This window comes from Boseongicola sp. (genome assembly GCF_057460485.1).
Genome location: NZ_JBVCWP010000017.1, coordinates 1 through 15,709, shown reverse-complemented (window position 1 = coordinate 15,709; position 15,709 = coordinate 1). Strand labels below are relative to the sequence as shown.

The following is a 15,709-nucleotide window of genomic DNA, read 5'->3' as shown; positions in this document are numbered from 1 at the left end:
GTCAGGCAAGGCCTTGGATGCGCTGCAATTCCTGCAGCGGTGGTGTTTGAGCGATTTGTTTGGGTTCCAACAATGGCCACTTTACGCCGCTAGGGCGTTTGGCGCGGCGTTCCACTGTATACATCTGTGTCGGGGTCGCGATCTTGTCGACCAAAATGTCGGTCTCGGACGGCTGCAGCTGATCGTCGACCATTTGTATATCATGTACGACGGCCATCACCGGAGTTGTCTCATCGACCAAACCGAGGTCGGTAAACATGCCCCATTCCAGATCAAAGAACCCGTGCCCTTTGCCGAAACGAACACCGTTCTTGGAGACGGCAGAAGCTCCCGTCACCATCAGGTCAAAGCGACCGCGTTTCGCAATTTCTTCCAACGTGATCGGAGTGCCGAAGTGCTCCATCCCGTCCAGCCAAGAGGCGTAGAGCGCGGCACCCTCTGGAACATTTTCAGGTTCCATCAGAACAAAGCCTCGATAAATGCCATAGGTTGACATCACGAAGGGCTTGCCATCTTCGATCATGCGGCGGCGCAGGTCGGCAAGACAGTTGTCGGGCGTGATAAAGGCGAAGTTAGATGCAGTGTAAGCGTCTTCCGCGACCAAGTGGTCGGTTGCCATGTCTGATCCTTCGAAATCGGGGATGACTTCGGCGAAATTCAGATGGAACCGCGTATCGGGCTTTGCAACATCGCGCAGTTTTGTCCAAATCCGTTCTCGGATGACCTTTGATGTAGACATTGCGATTCCTTCGCGTTTCAGTGTTTCATAATAATGAAACTTTTGTTTCAATGGTCAAGTTGAATCTGAGAACGACACAGGATATTCCTTTTTCATGGCATCACGACTCATCCTCCGCATTCACGAAAAACAGGCGCGTCTCACCAGCAGCGAACAAAAAATCGCTAGCGTTTTATTTGAAAATCAGGGCCTTATAGAAACTCACACCGCGACGGAACTTGCCAATATGGCTGGAGTGTCCAAAGCGACGACGGCCCGTTTTTTTCGCAGCTTGGGATATGTTGATTTTGAGGAAGTCCGCCTGCAAGCGCGCGAAGAGCGCGATCGGACGCAGCCCTATGCCCAAAGAGAAAGCGCCCCTGATCAGGTTATTCTGGGCCGGTCCATTGTCGACCACTTGGATCTTGAGCTCCGCAACTTGACCCGCACTTTTGAAGAACTGCGCTCAGACCGGCTGCCAGAGGTCGCCGAAATCCTGTCAACTGCACCACGGATTTGGTTCTTAGGTTTCGGTGCCGAAGATGGCGTGGCACGCATTGGCAAGACGCTTTTCTCGCGATTGCGACACGATGTGCACTATCTCGATGGTGCAGGGCAGGATTGGGCCAGCGATTTGGCGATGATGGGCCCGCGTGATGCACTTGTACTCGTATCGCTGGAGACACGACCAAAGCTTTTACGCTCCTTGCTGGCTTACGCGCGGACATCTAGGATGCGCATCATAACAATCACTGATCATCGCTATCAGGCGCAGGCGGAACGTTTCTCTGAAACGGTTTTGCCTTGCCACGTCGCAAGCTACGGCATGCTCAACACCCATGCGACAGTGGTGTCTATGTTGCGTTTACTTGCGATTGCTTTTGTTGGGAAGAATGCTGTCACGGTGAAGCAAAGGGCCGAAACGCTTGATGCAATTGTTGAGGAACTTGATCTGCTGGAGTGACAACGCAGCCCATCAACTCCTGAGACTTGACCGTCTTATGACACGAGGCGGAGCGGGAGCAGAAACTGCATCTCGGCCTGAATTCTTCTCGGTAGATTTGGGCCGCCCCAATCGGCGCCAATTGGCTGCTCGTTCGAAAATGTGGACACGGTACCTGGTGAGTCTTGGCGGCGGAGTCAACCGATCGACGCAATACACTCAGCAAATGTCTCTGCTGGGGTTTGGTATTGCAGGGTCTCTCTAGGCCGTTCGTTGAGCTGCCTGGCAATCGCACTTAGCTTTGCTTGCGAATGGACAGACAGATCGGTTCCGCGCGGCAGATATTGCCTCAGCAGCCGGTTGATATTTTCATTTGAGCCGCGTTGCCACGCATTGCCTAGCAGGCACTGCTTGCAGCGATGAGAGAGAGGCCTCCACGGCATCACATCAGGGTGCTATTTCCTGCGGTGATGTTGCGAAGTGCATCAGAAGGGGGCGGTAGGCAGTCGCTCGCCACAAGTGAAATGCTATCGCGGTGCATCTACGATCCCGATGTGTCCTAAAAAATGGCTGAGAACGAATTTGAACCATCACGGGACCTGGCAACTGCCCGACCCAGATTGGCTATTGTATTATATTCTTAAAAACCGGACCTTAGATTCTCCGCAATAAAGCAAGTGCAATGCGTCCATGGTTGAAATTTTAGAGGGTCTGAAAGCAGCATTTTTCCTGGTCATCACATTTGACGCCGAGCTTTGGGAAATTAGCCTGCGGTCGTTGCGTGTCACCCTGACAGCACTATTGATTGCCTCGCTCATCGCGATCCCACTGGGAACGTATCTCGCGGTGCAACGCTTTCGGTATCGCCGATTTGTGATATCTTTCATCAACGCGCTGATGGGTCTGCCGCCTGTGGTTGTTGGGTTGGTCGTCTACATTTTGTTGTCACGCTCAGGGCCATTCGGAGTGCTCAACCTGCTGTTTACTCCGACAGCCATGATCATCGCCCAAGTCATCATCATCACGCCCGTGATCGCATCGATTGCACATCAATCCATGCGCGAACTTTGGGCTGAATACCATGATTTGCTGATCTCGCTGAATGCCTCCAAAAGGCAACGTATACTGACGCTGATCTGGGACGGCAGGCGAAATTTGTTAACCGCTGCACTTGCCGGATTTGGACGCGCGATTGGTGAGGTGGGCGCGATTATGATTGTGGGTGGCAATATCGATCATGTGACCCGCGTTTTGACCACGGCCATTGCCCTCGAAACGGGAAAAGGTGATTTTGCGCTCGCTCTTGGTCTTGGCTTTGTCTTGATTGGGCTGGCGATCTTGGTGAACCTCGCGATCCATACGTTATCGCAGACTGAGCAGGAGGGACGCTGGTGACACAGATGTTCCCACTCACCCTTCACCAAGTGCTGGTGCGCCGAAGCGGCAAGGTTGTTATTGGCCCGACCGATCTTGTGCTTCCGCCCGACGGTCCAACGATCATTATAGGGCCAAACGGGTCGGGTAAGACGACGGTGTTGCGCGTGATGCATGGGATTGAACGGGTCACAAGTGGAACAGTGACTTGGCAGCATGATGATCCATCGCAGCACGCCTTTGTCTTTCAGTCGCCAATCGTCTTGCGGCGATCGGTTTGTGAAAATCTTGCCTATCCGCTGCGCCTTATCAAAACGCCGAAGCCCGAAATTAAGCAAGCGGTGGATCATTGGCTAGAGCGCATTGGCCTCAGCGATGCTCGTCATAGCACAGCAATGCGGCTGTCAGGCGGAGAGCGGCAAAAGCTCGCCATTGCACGGGCCCTTATTCGCAAGCCGCAGGTGCTGTTTCTGGACGAGCCATGCGCGAACCTCGATGGCCACGCCACGCGCGAGATCGAGGCGCTGCTGCAAGAAGCCTCTGCAGCCGGAACCCGACTTGTGATGTCGACCCACGATATGGGGCAGGCCCGTAGACTTGCGCGGGATTTAGTCTTTATGCTGGATGGCAAAGTACATGATGTCAGCGGTGCAGAGGCTGCATTCACGCGTCCAGCAACCAAAGAGCTGGCGGCGTTTTTAAGAGGGGATATTGTGATATGATCAGAAGTGCTCTGGCGGTTATCGTCGCGTTTTGGGCTATGGCCAGTGCGGCTGATGAGATGCGTTTGGCGGTAACCACGTCTTTTGATAGCTCGGGATTGGCGGATGTGCTGTTGCCTGCCATTCAGGATGATCTTGACCTAGACGTGCAGTTGCTTGTCGTTGGAACCGGACAAGCGCTGCGACTGGGCGAAGCCGGCGATGTCGATGCAGTTTTGGTCCATTCCCAAGTGGCCGAAGAGGCCTTCGTTGCCGCAGGCCATGGTACTCACCGGCGCGAGATTATGTACAATGATTTTGTCTTGATCGGCCCCACGACAGATGCGGCAAGCATTGCAGATGCAGCCAGTGCCGCAGATGCATTGCAACGTATCGCTAACGCTCAGCCGATTTTCGTCAGTCGTGGCGATGACAGTGGGACTCACAAGGCCGAGTTGGCGGTTTGGGCGCAAGCTGGCTTTGATGTGGGTGCATTTGATAACTGGTATCGCTCGGTAGGCGCTGGCATGGGCCACGCGTTGAACACCGCCGCCGCAATGGATGCCTATGTCCTATCAGATCGGGCCAGTTGGCTGAACTTTGCCAATAAAGCTGGACTGGCGCTGCTTTATTCCGGTGATCCCGCGCTGTTTAACCAATACGCGTACCTCCCTGTGAACCCCAATAAGAACGACAATGTCCGCAGTGATTTGGCAATGGCGCTTGAAAATTGGCTGACAAGTCCCCGCGCTGAGGCGTTGATCAACGGCTATTCCATCAATGGTGAAACGCTCTTTGTTTTTAACGCTAAACCAGGGTGATCAGTGTTGAGGTGGTTCATCGAGTGATCCATGCACCGCAAACTGGTTCAGGTCCGCGTCCTGAGGTTCGATGACACGGTACGCCTCTTTGATCCCGGCTTCGGTGAGTTCGCGCGCCACTGTGAGCAGCGTATTTGGTGCATGATCGGCACAAAGCTCTGCCATTTGGTTGATTTCTTCCATAGCCACGTTGCGTGCAGCATCAAGCGATGGCGCACCGTAGATATCAACAAAGTGTTGCGCAAGCAGACCCGCGATTGCGTCTTGTTCTTGTGGTTCAATCTGGGTGACGGCGACAAAGCTGACCCTGCCGAAGGTCTCGCACCCCATCCAGCCGTTCGCAAAAGCCTGTCTGGCTTTGCCGACAAGATCGGCCTCTCCCCAGTTTGAAAATTCAAACCCTCCCGAAATGCACCATTCGCCTGTGCGCGCCGGATTGTGGAACACGCGAGAGTCGCTTTCGTCAAAATGTATTGCGCGGGCAAGTATCATATGGGCCTCGTCAGATGACCAGTGAGGGGGACAAGTATTGTCTTTTCATCAACCTTCAGCAAAAGGCCAAGGTTTTCATCAAGCCCGCTGTAGGTGCCGGTTTGGCCAGCGACTGTGATCTCGCCCTCTAATCCATGGGCAAGTCCAGACCATTCACGATGAAGTTGTGCGGTGCCGGTGTCAGCCCACGCATTGATCCCAACAAGCGTATGGCGCACCCATGCTTCGAGCAAGGCAACTGCGTCAACCTCGGCGCAGCCTTCGGCATAAAGGGCCGTGTCATCCGGCGTCAGGCCAGTGTCGTCACTGACGGGCCACAAGGCCAGTGTTAGATCGATGACCAGCCAATCGGGCTCATCCTCTGGCTGACCGGATGCCGCCATATGCATAGCCCCACATCGCCCGCCATTGATATAAATCGTTCCATCCCAACCCAAATGCACACCCACTTCAGGTGGTGCGAGCGCGCCGAGTGCGTTCTGAAATCCGACCCCGCATATCGGCAGCATTACAGCTGCCCTCGCCAATGAGACATCGGGGGCAAAAACGATCGCCGCACGTAAAGTGTTTGGCGCAAGATCGTAGATCACAAGACCCGCATCGCAACCTGCCTCAGCCGTCGCACAGGCCAGCGCAAACGGATCATTGCCGTTCGCATCCCGGCCAGTAAAGAGCGGTGGAAACGACGGTGTGATCATGCGTGACCCTTGGCAATCAGATCGCGGGCCAGATTGCGGAATGCTGCGGCTTGGCTGCTGTCGGGCTTAGACACGACAATAGGCGCACCACCATCCGCAGCGAGCCGGATATCCATATGCAGCGGGATTTCTGCCAACAAAGGAACACCGAGTTTTTCGGCTTCTTTCGCCACGCCGCCGTGCCCGAACGTATGTTCCTCGTGCCCGCAGGCCGAACATATATGGGTCGACATGTTTTCGATCATTCCAATCAGCGGTGTGCCCAATTGGTTGAACATATCGATGCCCTTGCGCGCATCAAGCAAAGCGATGTCTTGCGGCGTCGAAACGATAATTGCCCCATCCAGCTGTGACTTTTGCGCAAGCGTCATCTGCACGTCACCGGTGCCTGGGGGTAGATCGACGATCAGCACATCCAGCGCGCCCCATTGCACTTGGGTCAACATTTGTTGCAGCGCCCCCATCAGCATTGGACCGCGCCAGACAACAGCCTGGTCTTCATTTGCCATCAAACCCAGCGACATCATGGTGACGCCGAAATTGCGCATTGGCAGGATCGTTTTACCATCTGGTGAGGCAGGCCTGCCCGAAACCCCCAACATGCGCGGCTGGCTTGGACCATAGACATCCGCATCCAGCAAACCAACACGACGCCCTTCGGCGGCAAGCGCACAGGCAAGGTTGGATGCAACAGTGGATTTCCCGACACCACCTTTGCCGGATGCAACGGCGATAATGCGGTCAACACCCGGGATCTTTTCAGGGCCACTTGGCGCGCCCCCGCGCTGTGGCTTGAGGTCGGGTGGCGCTGCGGGCGCACTATGTGCGGTCATGACAACCGATACAGATGCGACACCGTCGCGCGCTTTGATCTTGGCCTCGGCATCATCCTTGAGGGCAGTATAGGCCTCTGCATGGCTGCCGTTGACCTCCATGACAAAGCGCACATTGCCATCGTCGACCGTGAGGGCTTTGACGATCCCGGCTTCGGTAATTGATGTCCCACTGATCGGATCAATGATGTCTTTGAGGATGGACAGGACTGTCTCGCGGGTGATGGCCACGTTAGGATTGCCCTTCGATTGAGCCAGTGACAATGTGTTCAAGCTCCAGCCCGTCAATCGTCAGAACAACTTTGGCCTCAAAGCTGCGCCCACTGGTGTCGCCGGCTTTGCGCAGGGCTTGTTCGATGGCCTGTTGCGAAGTGACGCCGACCTGCTTGAGGAACTTGCGCATCGACATGTTAAAATCGTCGCTCATTGGGATGTTTCCATATTGCTTGACCGCTTTGCCGACTGCCACCTAGTCTCTGCGCAGTTCAAAACGGGATGGTTGATGTGAAGTTTGCGGCACTCTTGCTCTTTTTTATTCTGCCCGGCCATGTGTTGGCGCAGGACCGGGAGTTCACGTTGTCTGCCCCTGATGAAATTGTCCAGTCCGGGTTTCTGCAGCATCTGTTGCCGCGATTTTCGCTGAAACACGGTGTGCGGATTAAACAAGTTGCCGACGGTGGCGATGTGGCGATCGGCGCAGAGGGCTTGCCTGTCTTTGTCGGTCTGGGCACGGTTTGGCACGTCACGCAAAACGACGCAGACGGGTCCAGCCTTTTTATAGATTGGTTGTTGTCGGGCATCGGCAAGCGCACGATTGCAGGGTTCCAACCCGACGGTGTGCCACTTTTCACGGCCAAGATTGTTGTTGAGGTTGCCATCGCTGACATCGCATTTGACGGCGACCCGGTTCAGGGTCAGGCTTTGGCGCTGGCGCGTTGCGGGCGTTGTCATGTGGTAAACGAGACCAACCGGATGAATGGGATGGGCCAAGCGCCGTCTTTTGCCGTAATGCGCGGCATTACCGATTGGCGAAATCGGTTCGCCACATTTTATGTGCTGAATCCACACCCCAGCTTTACACAGGTCGCAGGCATCACGCCGCCTTTTCCTGCCAATCTGCCGCCTGCCATTGTCCCGATTGAAGTTACCCAAGACGAGTTGGAGGCGATTCTCGCTTACGTGGCAACAATTGCCCCGGCCGATCTTGGCGCCCCATTGCAAAATCAGTGATCCTTGCGCTTGGACAGATAGTCGTCGGTAGTGCGCGGACGCGGCCTCTCGCCTGATGCGAACGGATTATCATCTGAATGGTACTGGGAGTTGATGCGGCAATTGTCGCACATTTGGATCATCCTCGCGGCGTCTGGGTTCTTGAACATCGCATGGTTTCCTGCCAACTTTTCTGAGATCTTTTCGACCGTCGATTTAACGCCGAAAAGGCTGCCGCATTCTATGCAGGCAAAGGGTTCTTCTTCGTTTAAAACTGACTGGGTAAATGCAGCATCGGTCAGATCAAACTGCGGCTGCAAAGTGATTGCTTTTTCGGGACATACATTGGCGCAAAGTCCACATTGCAGGCACGCGTCCTCTTGGAACCGAAGTTGCGGCAGATCAACGTTGTCGCCCAAGGCGCCAGACGGGCAGAGTGACACACAGGCCAAGCACAGCGTGCAAGCGGCTGTATCGACAATGACAGCGCCATAAGGCGCGTTTGCTGGCAACGGCAGTGTCACGGCATCGGGATTGAGGGCCTTTGCCGACAATCGCGCAATTTGCCTGCGTGTTCCAAGGGGTAGGATTGGGCTTGCGATCGCTGTCATAGGTGCGTTCCCAAACAGATGATCGGATAGCGCGTCAGGGTCCACCAAATCAAGCAATGCGACCGTTCCCGGTGAAATCGCATTGGCCAATTCTGCTTGCGGCACTAACGCGTCACGTTCTGTTTTGGGTGCCAACAAAATATCAACGCGGGCAAAGCCACTGGCCAGTGCGCCAACCATCTCTGCGTGGCCAAACCCGGCCAAGGCTTCGACTTCCATGGGGATCACATGCGCTGGCAATCCACGGCCATAACGCGCGCTTAGGCTGATCATCTGTGCGCCGTGATCGTCATGAACCAAAAGTGTGGCATCTTTTCCGCCTGCGGCGCGATAACTGCTTGCCAACGTATGGATCCGGCGAAAGACAAAGTCGGACGACGGCGCATCATAGCTGATCGCACCTGATGGGCAGACGGCAGAACATGCGCCACATCCCGCACAGATCATCGGATCGATGCTGACATGCTCACCGGCCGAGACAATAGCGCCCGTCGGGCACACATTCAGGCAATTTGAACACGCAGGCTTTTCGGCGCGCGAATGCGCACAAAGGCTGGGCTCCATACGGATATAAAACGGCTTTTCGAAAGTGCCGACCAGCTGGCTTGCGGCAAAGATAGCATCCGCCACAGCACCCTGGCCTTTGGGGTCGGCCCGCAGGTATCCATCACGCTTCTCTGGGGCGGGAAAGAGGGGGACACCGCCCGTGAGATCAAGAATGATATCGCAGTAAGACAAAGCACCATCCCGCGCCGGGGTCATCGCAGGTGTGCCACGCCCGCCTGAGACACTTTGCTGAAATTCATTGATGCGGACCTCAAATCGTCCAAGTGTTCCAGTGGCTTGATGCAAATTTCCAACGACCGTATCGTAGCTTTGCGTCGGAATAATCTCTGCGCCCGGGGCCAGCAGCACGGTGACAGACAGCGCCTCCCCAAGCTTTTCTGCGGCTGACAGTGCAACATCGGTCGTTCCAACAATCAGACAGGTGCCTTCTGTGATAATATCAAACGACTTCTGTGCCGGTGGGATCAAAGCAGCATCTGCAATCAGTGCGGCCATCTTTGGCGTTGTATCGCCGGCGTCATCTGTCCAGCCAGCACGGTCGCGGATGTCGACGAAATCAGGCGCGCTGGCGTCCATCTCTTCGGCAAGTGCGACGAAACGATGTGCTTCTTGCTGGCAGGCAATCACGACATCGCCCTGCGCAATCGCTTTGGCTGCGATGTCTATCTGATCGGTGCATAGGCTTGAATAACACGTGGCGCAGCGTAGGCCAGTGGCCACTTCCAAAGCAGCAGCGTCCAAATTCTGAGATACGAGGCAGTCACACACCAACAATGTTTTCGACATGGTTTTCCTCGATTTTCAAGAACGCAAGGCGCATCGCAGCTAGACAGGAAAATACAGGACAGTAAACTAAAATTTCTGCGCGATTGTGACGCTGCGACCTTCGCAGTTGCAGCAATTGAAACAATTCCCTGCCCCATGATCGCACATATCGTTATGTAAGCATATGTTCTTGAAGGACTTTGGGAATGCTGCACTACGGCATCATTTCCCTGCGATGTTTCGGACAAAAAAGTGTCTTTGCGTTTCGCAGATTATGGGTCAATATGGCTCTAAGAAATAAGTACCAACAGGGCTCTCTCTTGAAGTTTGAATACCCTCACTCATTGTCGATACCACTCGGCGTTGTCGTCAAGCGGTCAGCCGGTGTAACCCGGTGGGTTAAGTATGCTTGGAAAGCTTCAGCCGTGTTGCCGGGCGCCGGACCCGCCGATTGGAAAGTGCTGCGAAGCGATGGCGATGTCACCGAATTCCATGCAGCAACGCTTCCTTTGACGCTCTATGTCTCTGATGCAGAAGCCTACGCGCACGAGCTTCAAGCGCGGACACCCTCAGTATACGCGATCTTGCGGCCCAGCGATGTAGGCGAGGTTGCGCCATGGACTGTCGCACTTGTCACGGCTTCCCCTTATGAGGCGCAGGATTATTGCGATTCCGCAGAGGAATTGGTAGAAAAGATTCCAATGCCAGATGGACTTTGCGCATGGATTACTGCGTTTGTGGAAAAACACTACGAGGAAGAGGCGTTTGTAAAACGCCGCCGGAACAAAGCCCGCGTTGATCAAAGCCAAGATGGAATTGGCGACCCGCGCATCCGTCAAGTCAGCGATGTCTATCGTGCGCCGCGCCGCAAAGAGGTGCTGAATTGAGCGAAGTCCTGTCGTCATGGTCACGCCGTCGCGCAGCCGTCGCGGCCGAGGCTGAAAGGGAAGACGTTGCAGCACGTGAAGCTGCTCTTGCGCTAGAGCAAGACGCGCTGGCAGAGAAATCTGACGAAGATATACTTGAAGAGCTTGGCCTGCCTGATCCGGACAGCCTTGGGCTGGGCGATGACTTCAAAGCGTTCATGTCCAAATCCGTGCCGGAACATCTGCGCAAACGTGCGCTGCGCAAACTGTGGCGGAGCAATCCTGTGCTGGCCTGTGTTGACGGGCTTAATGATTACGACGACGATTATTTGGCCCAAAGTCTTGGCCAAGGTGTGATCAAGACCTCTTATCAGGTTGGCAAGGGCATGTTGGCCCATTTGTTGGAAGTTGAGCGCCTCAAAGACGCCGAGCCCAAAGTTGCGAAGATTGAGGCCGCGGTTGAGGATGACGTGGTGGAGGTTGTCGCCGAGGCAATGGATGAGTGGACTGCCGTAACCGACGAAGTCGCTGCGGTTGATGAAGAGTCAGCGCCATTTGCGCCCCGCCGGATGCGGTTTCAGTTTGAGGATGATACCGCATGAATGTTGCCGCCGCCGTCGCAGAAGTCCGAGAGGAAGATCGGCTGCGCGCGGACCTTTACAACTATTTGGGTCTAATGCTTGCAGGTCCGCCTGATCAGCTGTTGTTGGATCAATCAGCCGCGCTCACCGGCGATGAGACAGACCTTGGACAAGCGATCAATGGGTTGGCGCGGGTTGCGAAGATATCAAAGCCGAAGGCTGTGCAGACCGAGTATAATGCCCTGTTCATTGGTCTTGGCCGGGGGGAGTTGTTGCCCTTTGCGAGCTACTATCTCACAGGGTTTTTAAATGAAAAGCCACTGGCAAACTTGCGCGCAACCATGGCTGATTTTGGCATGACGCGCGCAGACGGCGTGTTTGAGCCAGAGGATAACATCGCTTCATTGATGGAAATGATGGCAGGTATGGTCGTTGGGCGCTTTGGGCGGGTGGCAAGCGTGGCCGAGCAACAGACATTCTTTAACTTGCATATTGGCACGTGGGCTACACACTACTTCAATGACCTGCAGGGGGCCAAATCATCAATCCTTTACGCATCTGTCGGTGCGGTCGGATTGGCCTTCATGGAGATCGAAAAAGAAGCATTTCGCATGACCGCAAGCTGACGGGCTTGCCGCATAACCGGTGGGGACGCCCGCCAAATAAGAAAAGGGAGACATCCTATGACCGATAAAAAAGCAGGCGCGAGCCGCCGTGACTTTCTGAAACTGGCCGGGACCGCCGCACCGGCAGCCGCTGCCGTGGCAGCAGGTGGCGCGACACAAGCCGCTGCCGAACCTGCAGATCTTTCATCAGAGACGATGCAAGATACCGATCACACACGCGCGTATTTCGAAAGTACACGTTTTTAGGCAAGTGTCATGGCCGCTGTCATGGTCGACTAGGGCCATCACCGAGCGGCCAACAAGAGATCATCCGGTAAGATCGGATAAGGGAGGAAGAGAATGCTGAGGAAAAAGACCAACGGGTATACACGCCGGTCCGGTCGTTCACCGATTACGGTGAACAAAGGTTCCAACGGAATTGATCGTCGCGGTTTCTTGCGCGGATCAGGCCTTGCGATCGGTGGTTTGGCCGCAATCGCGGCAACGGGTGGTACAGTTACCCAAGCGACAGCACAAACTGCCGCGACCCGTGCAGTTGAAATAATTAAATCAGTCTGCACGCACTGTTCGGTAGGTTGCACGGTTATCGCCGAAGTCGATAATGGTGTTTGGACAGGGCAAGAGCCCGGCTGGGACAGCCCGTTCAACCTCGGTGCCCATTGCGCCAAAGGCTCTGCGGTGCGTGAACACGCACATGGGGAACGCCGTCTGAAATACCCGATGAAAAAAGAAAACGGCGAATGGGTGCGCATCAGCTGGGAAACCGCGGTCACCGAGATCGGCGACGGCATGATGAAAATCCGCGAAGAAAGCGGGCCGGATTCTGTCTACTGGCTTGGTTCTGCCAAGCACAACAACGAACAGGCTTATCTGTTCCGCAAGTTTGCTGCCTATTGGGGCACCAATAACGTCGATCACCAAGCGCGGATTTGTCACTCGACCACTGTTGCCGGTGTGGCAAATACATGGGGCTACGGTGCCATGACGAACAGCTACAACGACATCCATAACTCCAAGGCGATCTTTTTGATCGGGGGCAACCCAGCCGAGGCACACCCAGTGTCACTGCTGCATATGCTCAAAGCCAAAGAGCAAAATAACGCACCGTTGATCGTGTGTGATCCTCGTTTTACGCGGACTGCAGCGCATGCTGATGAGTATGTCCGCTTCCGGCCTGGCAGCGACGTCGCTCTGGTTTGGGGTATCCTGTGGCACATCTTTGAAAATGACTGGCAGGATAAAGAATTCATCCGGACGCGTGTTTGGGGGATGGACCAGATCCAGGAAGAAGTGGCCCGCTGGACGCCCGAAGAGGTTGAGCGCGTCACCGGCGCACCCGGCAGCCAGCTGGAACGTGTCGCGCGAACCCTTGCAAACAACCGCCCCGGCACTGTGATTTGGTGCATGGGTGGCACGCAGCACACCAACGGTAACAACAACACCCGCGCCTATTGCATCCTACAGCTCGCACTTGGGAATATGGGCACCGCTGGTGGCGGCACCAACATTTTCCGTGGCCACGACAACGTGCAGGGTGCAACTGACCTTGGTGTTCTTGCTGATACGCTGCCAGGCTACTACGGCCTGTCTGCTGGATCATGGGCACATTGGGCCCGGGTTTGGGAAGAAGACCTTGATTGGCTCAAAGGCCGGTTCTCACCTGAAACGGTGGGCGACACCGCGATGATGAACCTCACGGGAATTCCGGTCAGCCGTTGGATTGATGGCATTTTGGAAGATGCGGCGGACATCGATCAACCCGATAACGTGCGCGCCATGGTGCTTTGGGGCCATGCGCCAAACAGCCAAACCCGTCTGAAGGAAATGAAAACGGCGATGGAGAAGCTCGACATGCTTGTCGTGGTTGACCCATATCCGACTGTGTCGGCGGTGCTGCAAGATCGTGAAGACGGTGTTTACCTGCTGCCAGCGTGCACGCAATTCGAAACACGCGGCTCTGTGACAGCGTCAAACCGGTCGCTTCAGTGGCGCGACAAAGTGGTCGAACCACTGTTTGAATCGCTGCCGGATCATACGATCTTGGCAATGTTCTCGGAAAAGTTCGGCTTCCACGACAAAATCTTCCGCAACATTGCGATTGATGAAGGTGGCGAGCCGAACGTCGAAGACATTACCCGCGAATTCAACCGCGGCATGTGGACCATCGGTTATACTGGCCAAAGCCCAGAGCGTCTGAAGATGCACATGGCGAACCAACACACCTTTGACCGCACATCGTTGCGTGCCGTTGGTGGACCTGCAGATGGGGACTTTTACGGTCTGCCTTGGCCAAGTTGGGGCACACCCGAGATGAACCACCCCGGCACCGCGAACCTTTATGACATGTCATTGCCGGTTGCCGAAGGTGGTCTGACCTTCCGCGCCCGTTTTGGTGTGGAACGTGACGGTGACAATCTATTGGCCGAAGGTGTCTTTACACCGGGGTCGGAGATCGAGGATGGCTATCCAGAATTCACCATGCAGATGCTGATGGATCTTGGATGGGACGGTGATCTGACGGCTGATGAGCGTGCCGCTATTGATGCGGTTGCCGGTCCGAAAACCAACTGGAAAACCGACCTTTCGGGTGGGATTCAGCGAGTTGCAATTGCCCATGGCTGCGCCCCCTTCGGCAATGCCAAGGCCCGTGCCGTCGTCTGGACCTTCCCGGACCCGGTGCCTACACACCGCGAGCCGCTCTATTCGAACAGACGCGATCTGGTGGCCGATTATCCGACCTACGAGGACAAGAAGTTCTGGCGCGTTCCGACCATGTACGCCTCGATCCAGAAAAATGACTTCTCGAAGGAATATCCGATAATTCTGACGTCAGGTCGTTTGGTCGAATACGAGGGTGGCGGCGACGAAAGCCGCTCGAACCCATGGCTTGCCGAATTGCAGCAAGACATGTTCGTCGAGATCAACACACGTGACGCCAATAACTTGGGCGTGCGTGATGGTGCGCAGGTCTGGGTTGAGGGCCCCGAAGGTGGCAAGGTCAAGGTTATGGCCATGGTCACCGAACGGGTCGGTGAAGGCGTCGCATTCATGCCGTTCCACTTTGGTGGACACCTGGAAGGTGTTGATCTAAGGGATAAATATCCAGAAGGGGCCGATCCGTTTGTATTGGGTGAATCCTCCAACACAGCACAAACATACGGCTATGACAGCGTAACCCAGATGCAAGAGACCAAAGCGACTCTTTGCAAAATCTGGACAGCATAAAGGAGAAGTAGAATGGCTAGAGCAAAATTTCTCGTCGATGCTGAACGCTGCATTGAATGCAACGCTTGCGTCACCGCCTGTAAAAACGAGCATGAGGTGCCGTGGGGTATCAACCGCCGTAAGGTCGTCACCATCAATGACGGCTCACCGGGGGAACGGTCGATCTCGGTCGCGTGTATGCACTGTTCGGACGCGCCGTGTATGGCCGTCTGTCCGGTCGATTGCTTCTATCAAACCGACGATGGTGTTGTGCTGCACTCCAAGGACTTGTGCATCGGGTGTGGTTACTGCTTTTACGCGTGTCCGTTTGGTGCGCCGCAGTTCCCGCAGGCGGGCAACTTTGGATCGCGCGGCAAGATGGACAAATGCACTTTCTGCGCCGGTGGCCCTGAAGAAAACAACTCCAGTGCGGAGTTCGCGAAATATGGGCGTAACAGGATTGCTGAGGGCAAATTGCCGATTTGCGCCGAAATGTGTGCAACTAAGGCTTTGCTCGCAGGTGACGGTAACATCGTTTCCGATATTTATCGCGAGCGTGTTGTCGCCCGTGGCTTTGGCTCGGGTGCATGGGGTTGGGGTACAGCTTACAACCAAAAAGGCGGCTAACCGCCACTTTGCAATGCATGAAAAGGGGCGGCCTTCACAGGGCCGCCCTTCTTTGATCTGACAAAGAGGAATT

Annotated in this window: 17 protein-coding genes and 1 pseudogene; 11 read left to right on the top strand and 7 right to left on the bottom strand. The window is 55.2% G+C overall.

What is annotated here, in order from left to right; translation table 11 throughout:
* Position 1 precedes the first annotated feature (1 nt).
* The gene (locus AC221Y_RS04315) at positions 2–739 is read right to left on the bottom strand and encodes a 5-formyltetrahydrofolate cyclo-ligase (protein ID WP_299755031.1); all 738 of its coding nucleotides are present in this window, start codon (positions 737–739) and stop codon (positions 2–4) included.
* A 94-nt stretch (positions 740–833) separates the two neighbouring features.
* On the opposite strand from AC221Y_RS04315, the gene AC221Y_RS04310 reads away from it, so the two are divergent.
* Entirely contained in the window at positions 834–1,682 is an 849-nt protein-coding gene (locus AC221Y_RS04310) for a MurR/RpiR family transcriptional regulator (protein WP_299755033.1), read from the top strand.
* Positions 1,683–1,858: 176 nt separating this feature from the next.
* On the opposite strand, the pseudogene AC221Y_RS04305 reads toward AC221Y_RS04310, so the two are convergent.
* Positions 1,859–2,050: pseudogene (locus AC221Y_RS04305) on the bottom strand (transposase); the annotation flags it as partial.
* Between the two features lie 301 nt (positions 2,051–2,351).
* Here AC221Y_RS04305 and AC221Y_RS04300 point away from each other — a divergent pair.
* The 3 genes from AC221Y_RS04300 to AC221Y_RS04290 are packed head-to-tail and all read left to right on the top strand — an operon-like array spanning position 2,352 to position 4,557.
* Positions 2,352–3,056: an ABC transporter permease gene (locus AC221Y_RS04300; protein WP_299755035.1), complete on the top strand. Its 705-nt coding sequence runs from the start codon at positions 2,352–2,354 to the stop codon at positions 3,054–3,056.
* Between the two features lie 5 nt (positions 3,057–3,061).
* Positions 3,062–3,757: an ATP-binding cassette domain-containing protein gene (locus AC221Y_RS04295; protein ID WP_486706842.1), complete on the top strand. Its 696-nt coding sequence runs from the start codon at positions 3,062–3,064 to the stop codon at positions 3,755–3,757.
* The gene (locus tag AC221Y_RS04290) at positions 3,754–4,557 is read left to right on the top strand and encodes an ABC transporter substrate-binding protein (protein WP_299755038.1); all 804 of its coding nucleotides are present in this window, start codon (positions 3,754–3,756) and stop codon (positions 4,555–4,557) included. The genes AC221Y_RS04295 and AC221Y_RS04290 overlap by 4 nt, the downstream gene beginning before the upstream one ends.
* Here AC221Y_RS04290 and AC221Y_RS04285 read toward each other — a convergent pair whose 3' ends face one another.
* The 4 genes from AC221Y_RS04285 to AC221Y_RS04270 are packed head-to-tail and all read right to left on the bottom strand — an operon-like array spanning position 4,558 to position 7,007.
* Positions 4,558–5,049 (bottom strand): DUF6505 family protein, encoded by a 492-nt coding sequence (locus AC221Y_RS04285; RefSeq protein WP_299755041.1) that lies wholly within the window; start codon positions 5,047–5,049, stop codon positions 4,558–4,560.
* Positions 5,046–5,747 (bottom strand): biotin/lipoate--protein ligase family protein, encoded by a 702-nt coding sequence (locus AC221Y_RS04280; RefSeq protein ID WP_299755044.1) that lies wholly within the window; start codon positions 5,745–5,747, stop codon positions 5,046–5,048. The genes AC221Y_RS04285 and AC221Y_RS04280 overlap by 4 nt, the downstream gene beginning before the upstream one ends.
* Positions 5,744–6,811: an Mrp/NBP35 family ATP-binding protein gene (locus AC221Y_RS04275; protein WP_299755046.1), complete on the bottom strand. Its 1,068-nt coding sequence runs from the start codon at positions 6,809–6,811 to the stop codon at positions 5,744–5,746. Before AC221Y_RS04275 ends, AC221Y_RS04280 begins: the two co-directional genes overlap by 4 nt.
* A gap of 1 nt (position 6,812) precedes the next feature.
* Positions 6,813–7,007 (bottom strand): DUF6494 family protein, encoded by a 195-nt coding sequence (locus AC221Y_RS04270; RefSeq protein ID WP_299755048.1) that lies wholly within the window; start codon positions 7,005–7,007, stop codon positions 6,813–6,815.
* A 77-nt stretch (positions 7,008–7,084) separates the two neighbouring features.
* On the opposite strand from AC221Y_RS04270, the gene AC221Y_RS04265 reads away from it, so the two are divergent.
* Entirely contained in the window at positions 7,085–7,810 is a 726-nt protein-coding gene (locus tag AC221Y_RS04265) for a c-type cytochrome (protein WP_486706838.1), read from the top strand.
* On the opposite strand, the gene AC221Y_RS04260 is transcribed toward AC221Y_RS04265, so the two are convergent.
* Positions 7,804–9,753, bottom strand: coding sequence for a 4Fe-4S binding protein (locus tag AC221Y_RS04260; protein ID WP_486706837.1), 1,950 nt, complete (start codon positions 9,751–9,753; stop codon positions 7,804–7,806). The genes AC221Y_RS04265 and AC221Y_RS04260 overlap by 7 nt on opposite strands.
* Before the next feature lie 299 nt (positions 9,754–10,052).
* On the opposite strand from AC221Y_RS04260, the gene AC221Y_RS04255 reads away from it, so the two are divergent.
* The 6 genes from AC221Y_RS04255 (at position 10,053) to fdh3B (ending at position 15,636) form a co-directional block, all read left to right on the top strand.
* Complete coding sequence (locus tag AC221Y_RS04255) at positions 10,053–10,619, top strand: DUF3305 domain-containing protein (RefSeq protein WP_486706836.1); 567 nt, start codon at positions 10,053–10,055, stop codon at positions 10,617–10,619.
* Positions 10,616–11,200 (top strand): DUF3306 domain-containing protein, encoded by a 585-nt coding sequence (locus AC221Y_RS04250; RefSeq protein WP_299755059.1) that lies wholly within the window; start codon positions 10,616–10,618, stop codon positions 11,198–11,200. Before AC221Y_RS04255 ends, AC221Y_RS04250 begins: the two co-directional genes overlap by 4 nt.
* Positions 11,197–11,805, top strand: a complete 609-nt coding sequence (locus tag AC221Y_RS04245) for a TorD/DmsD family molecular chaperone (RefSeq protein WP_486706835.1) — start codon at positions 11,197–11,199, stop codon at positions 11,803–11,805. The genes AC221Y_RS04250 and AC221Y_RS04245 overlap by 4 nt, the downstream gene beginning before the upstream one ends.
* A gap of 57 nt (positions 11,806–11,862) precedes the next feature.
* Positions 11,863–12,051 carry a twin-arginine translocation signal domain-containing protein gene (locus AC221Y_RS04240; RefSeq protein ID WP_299755064.1) on the top strand — a complete coding sequence of 63 codons (189 nt, stop codon included), beginning with the start codon at positions 11,863–11,865 and terminating at the stop codon, positions 12,049–12,051.
* Between the two features lie 93 nt (positions 12,052–12,144).
* Positions 12,145–15,030, top strand: coding sequence for a formate dehydrogenase subunit alpha (locus AC221Y_RS04235; protein WP_486706834.1), 2,886 nt, complete (start codon positions 12,145–12,147; stop codon positions 15,028–15,030).
* Positions 15,031–15,042: 12 nt separating this feature from the next.
* Entirely contained in the window at positions 15,043–15,636 is a 594-nt protein-coding gene (gene fdh3B / locus AC221Y_RS04230; protein ID WP_299755069.1) for a formate dehydrogenase FDH3 subunit beta, read from the top strand.
* Positions 15,637–15,709 lie beyond the last annotated feature (73 nt).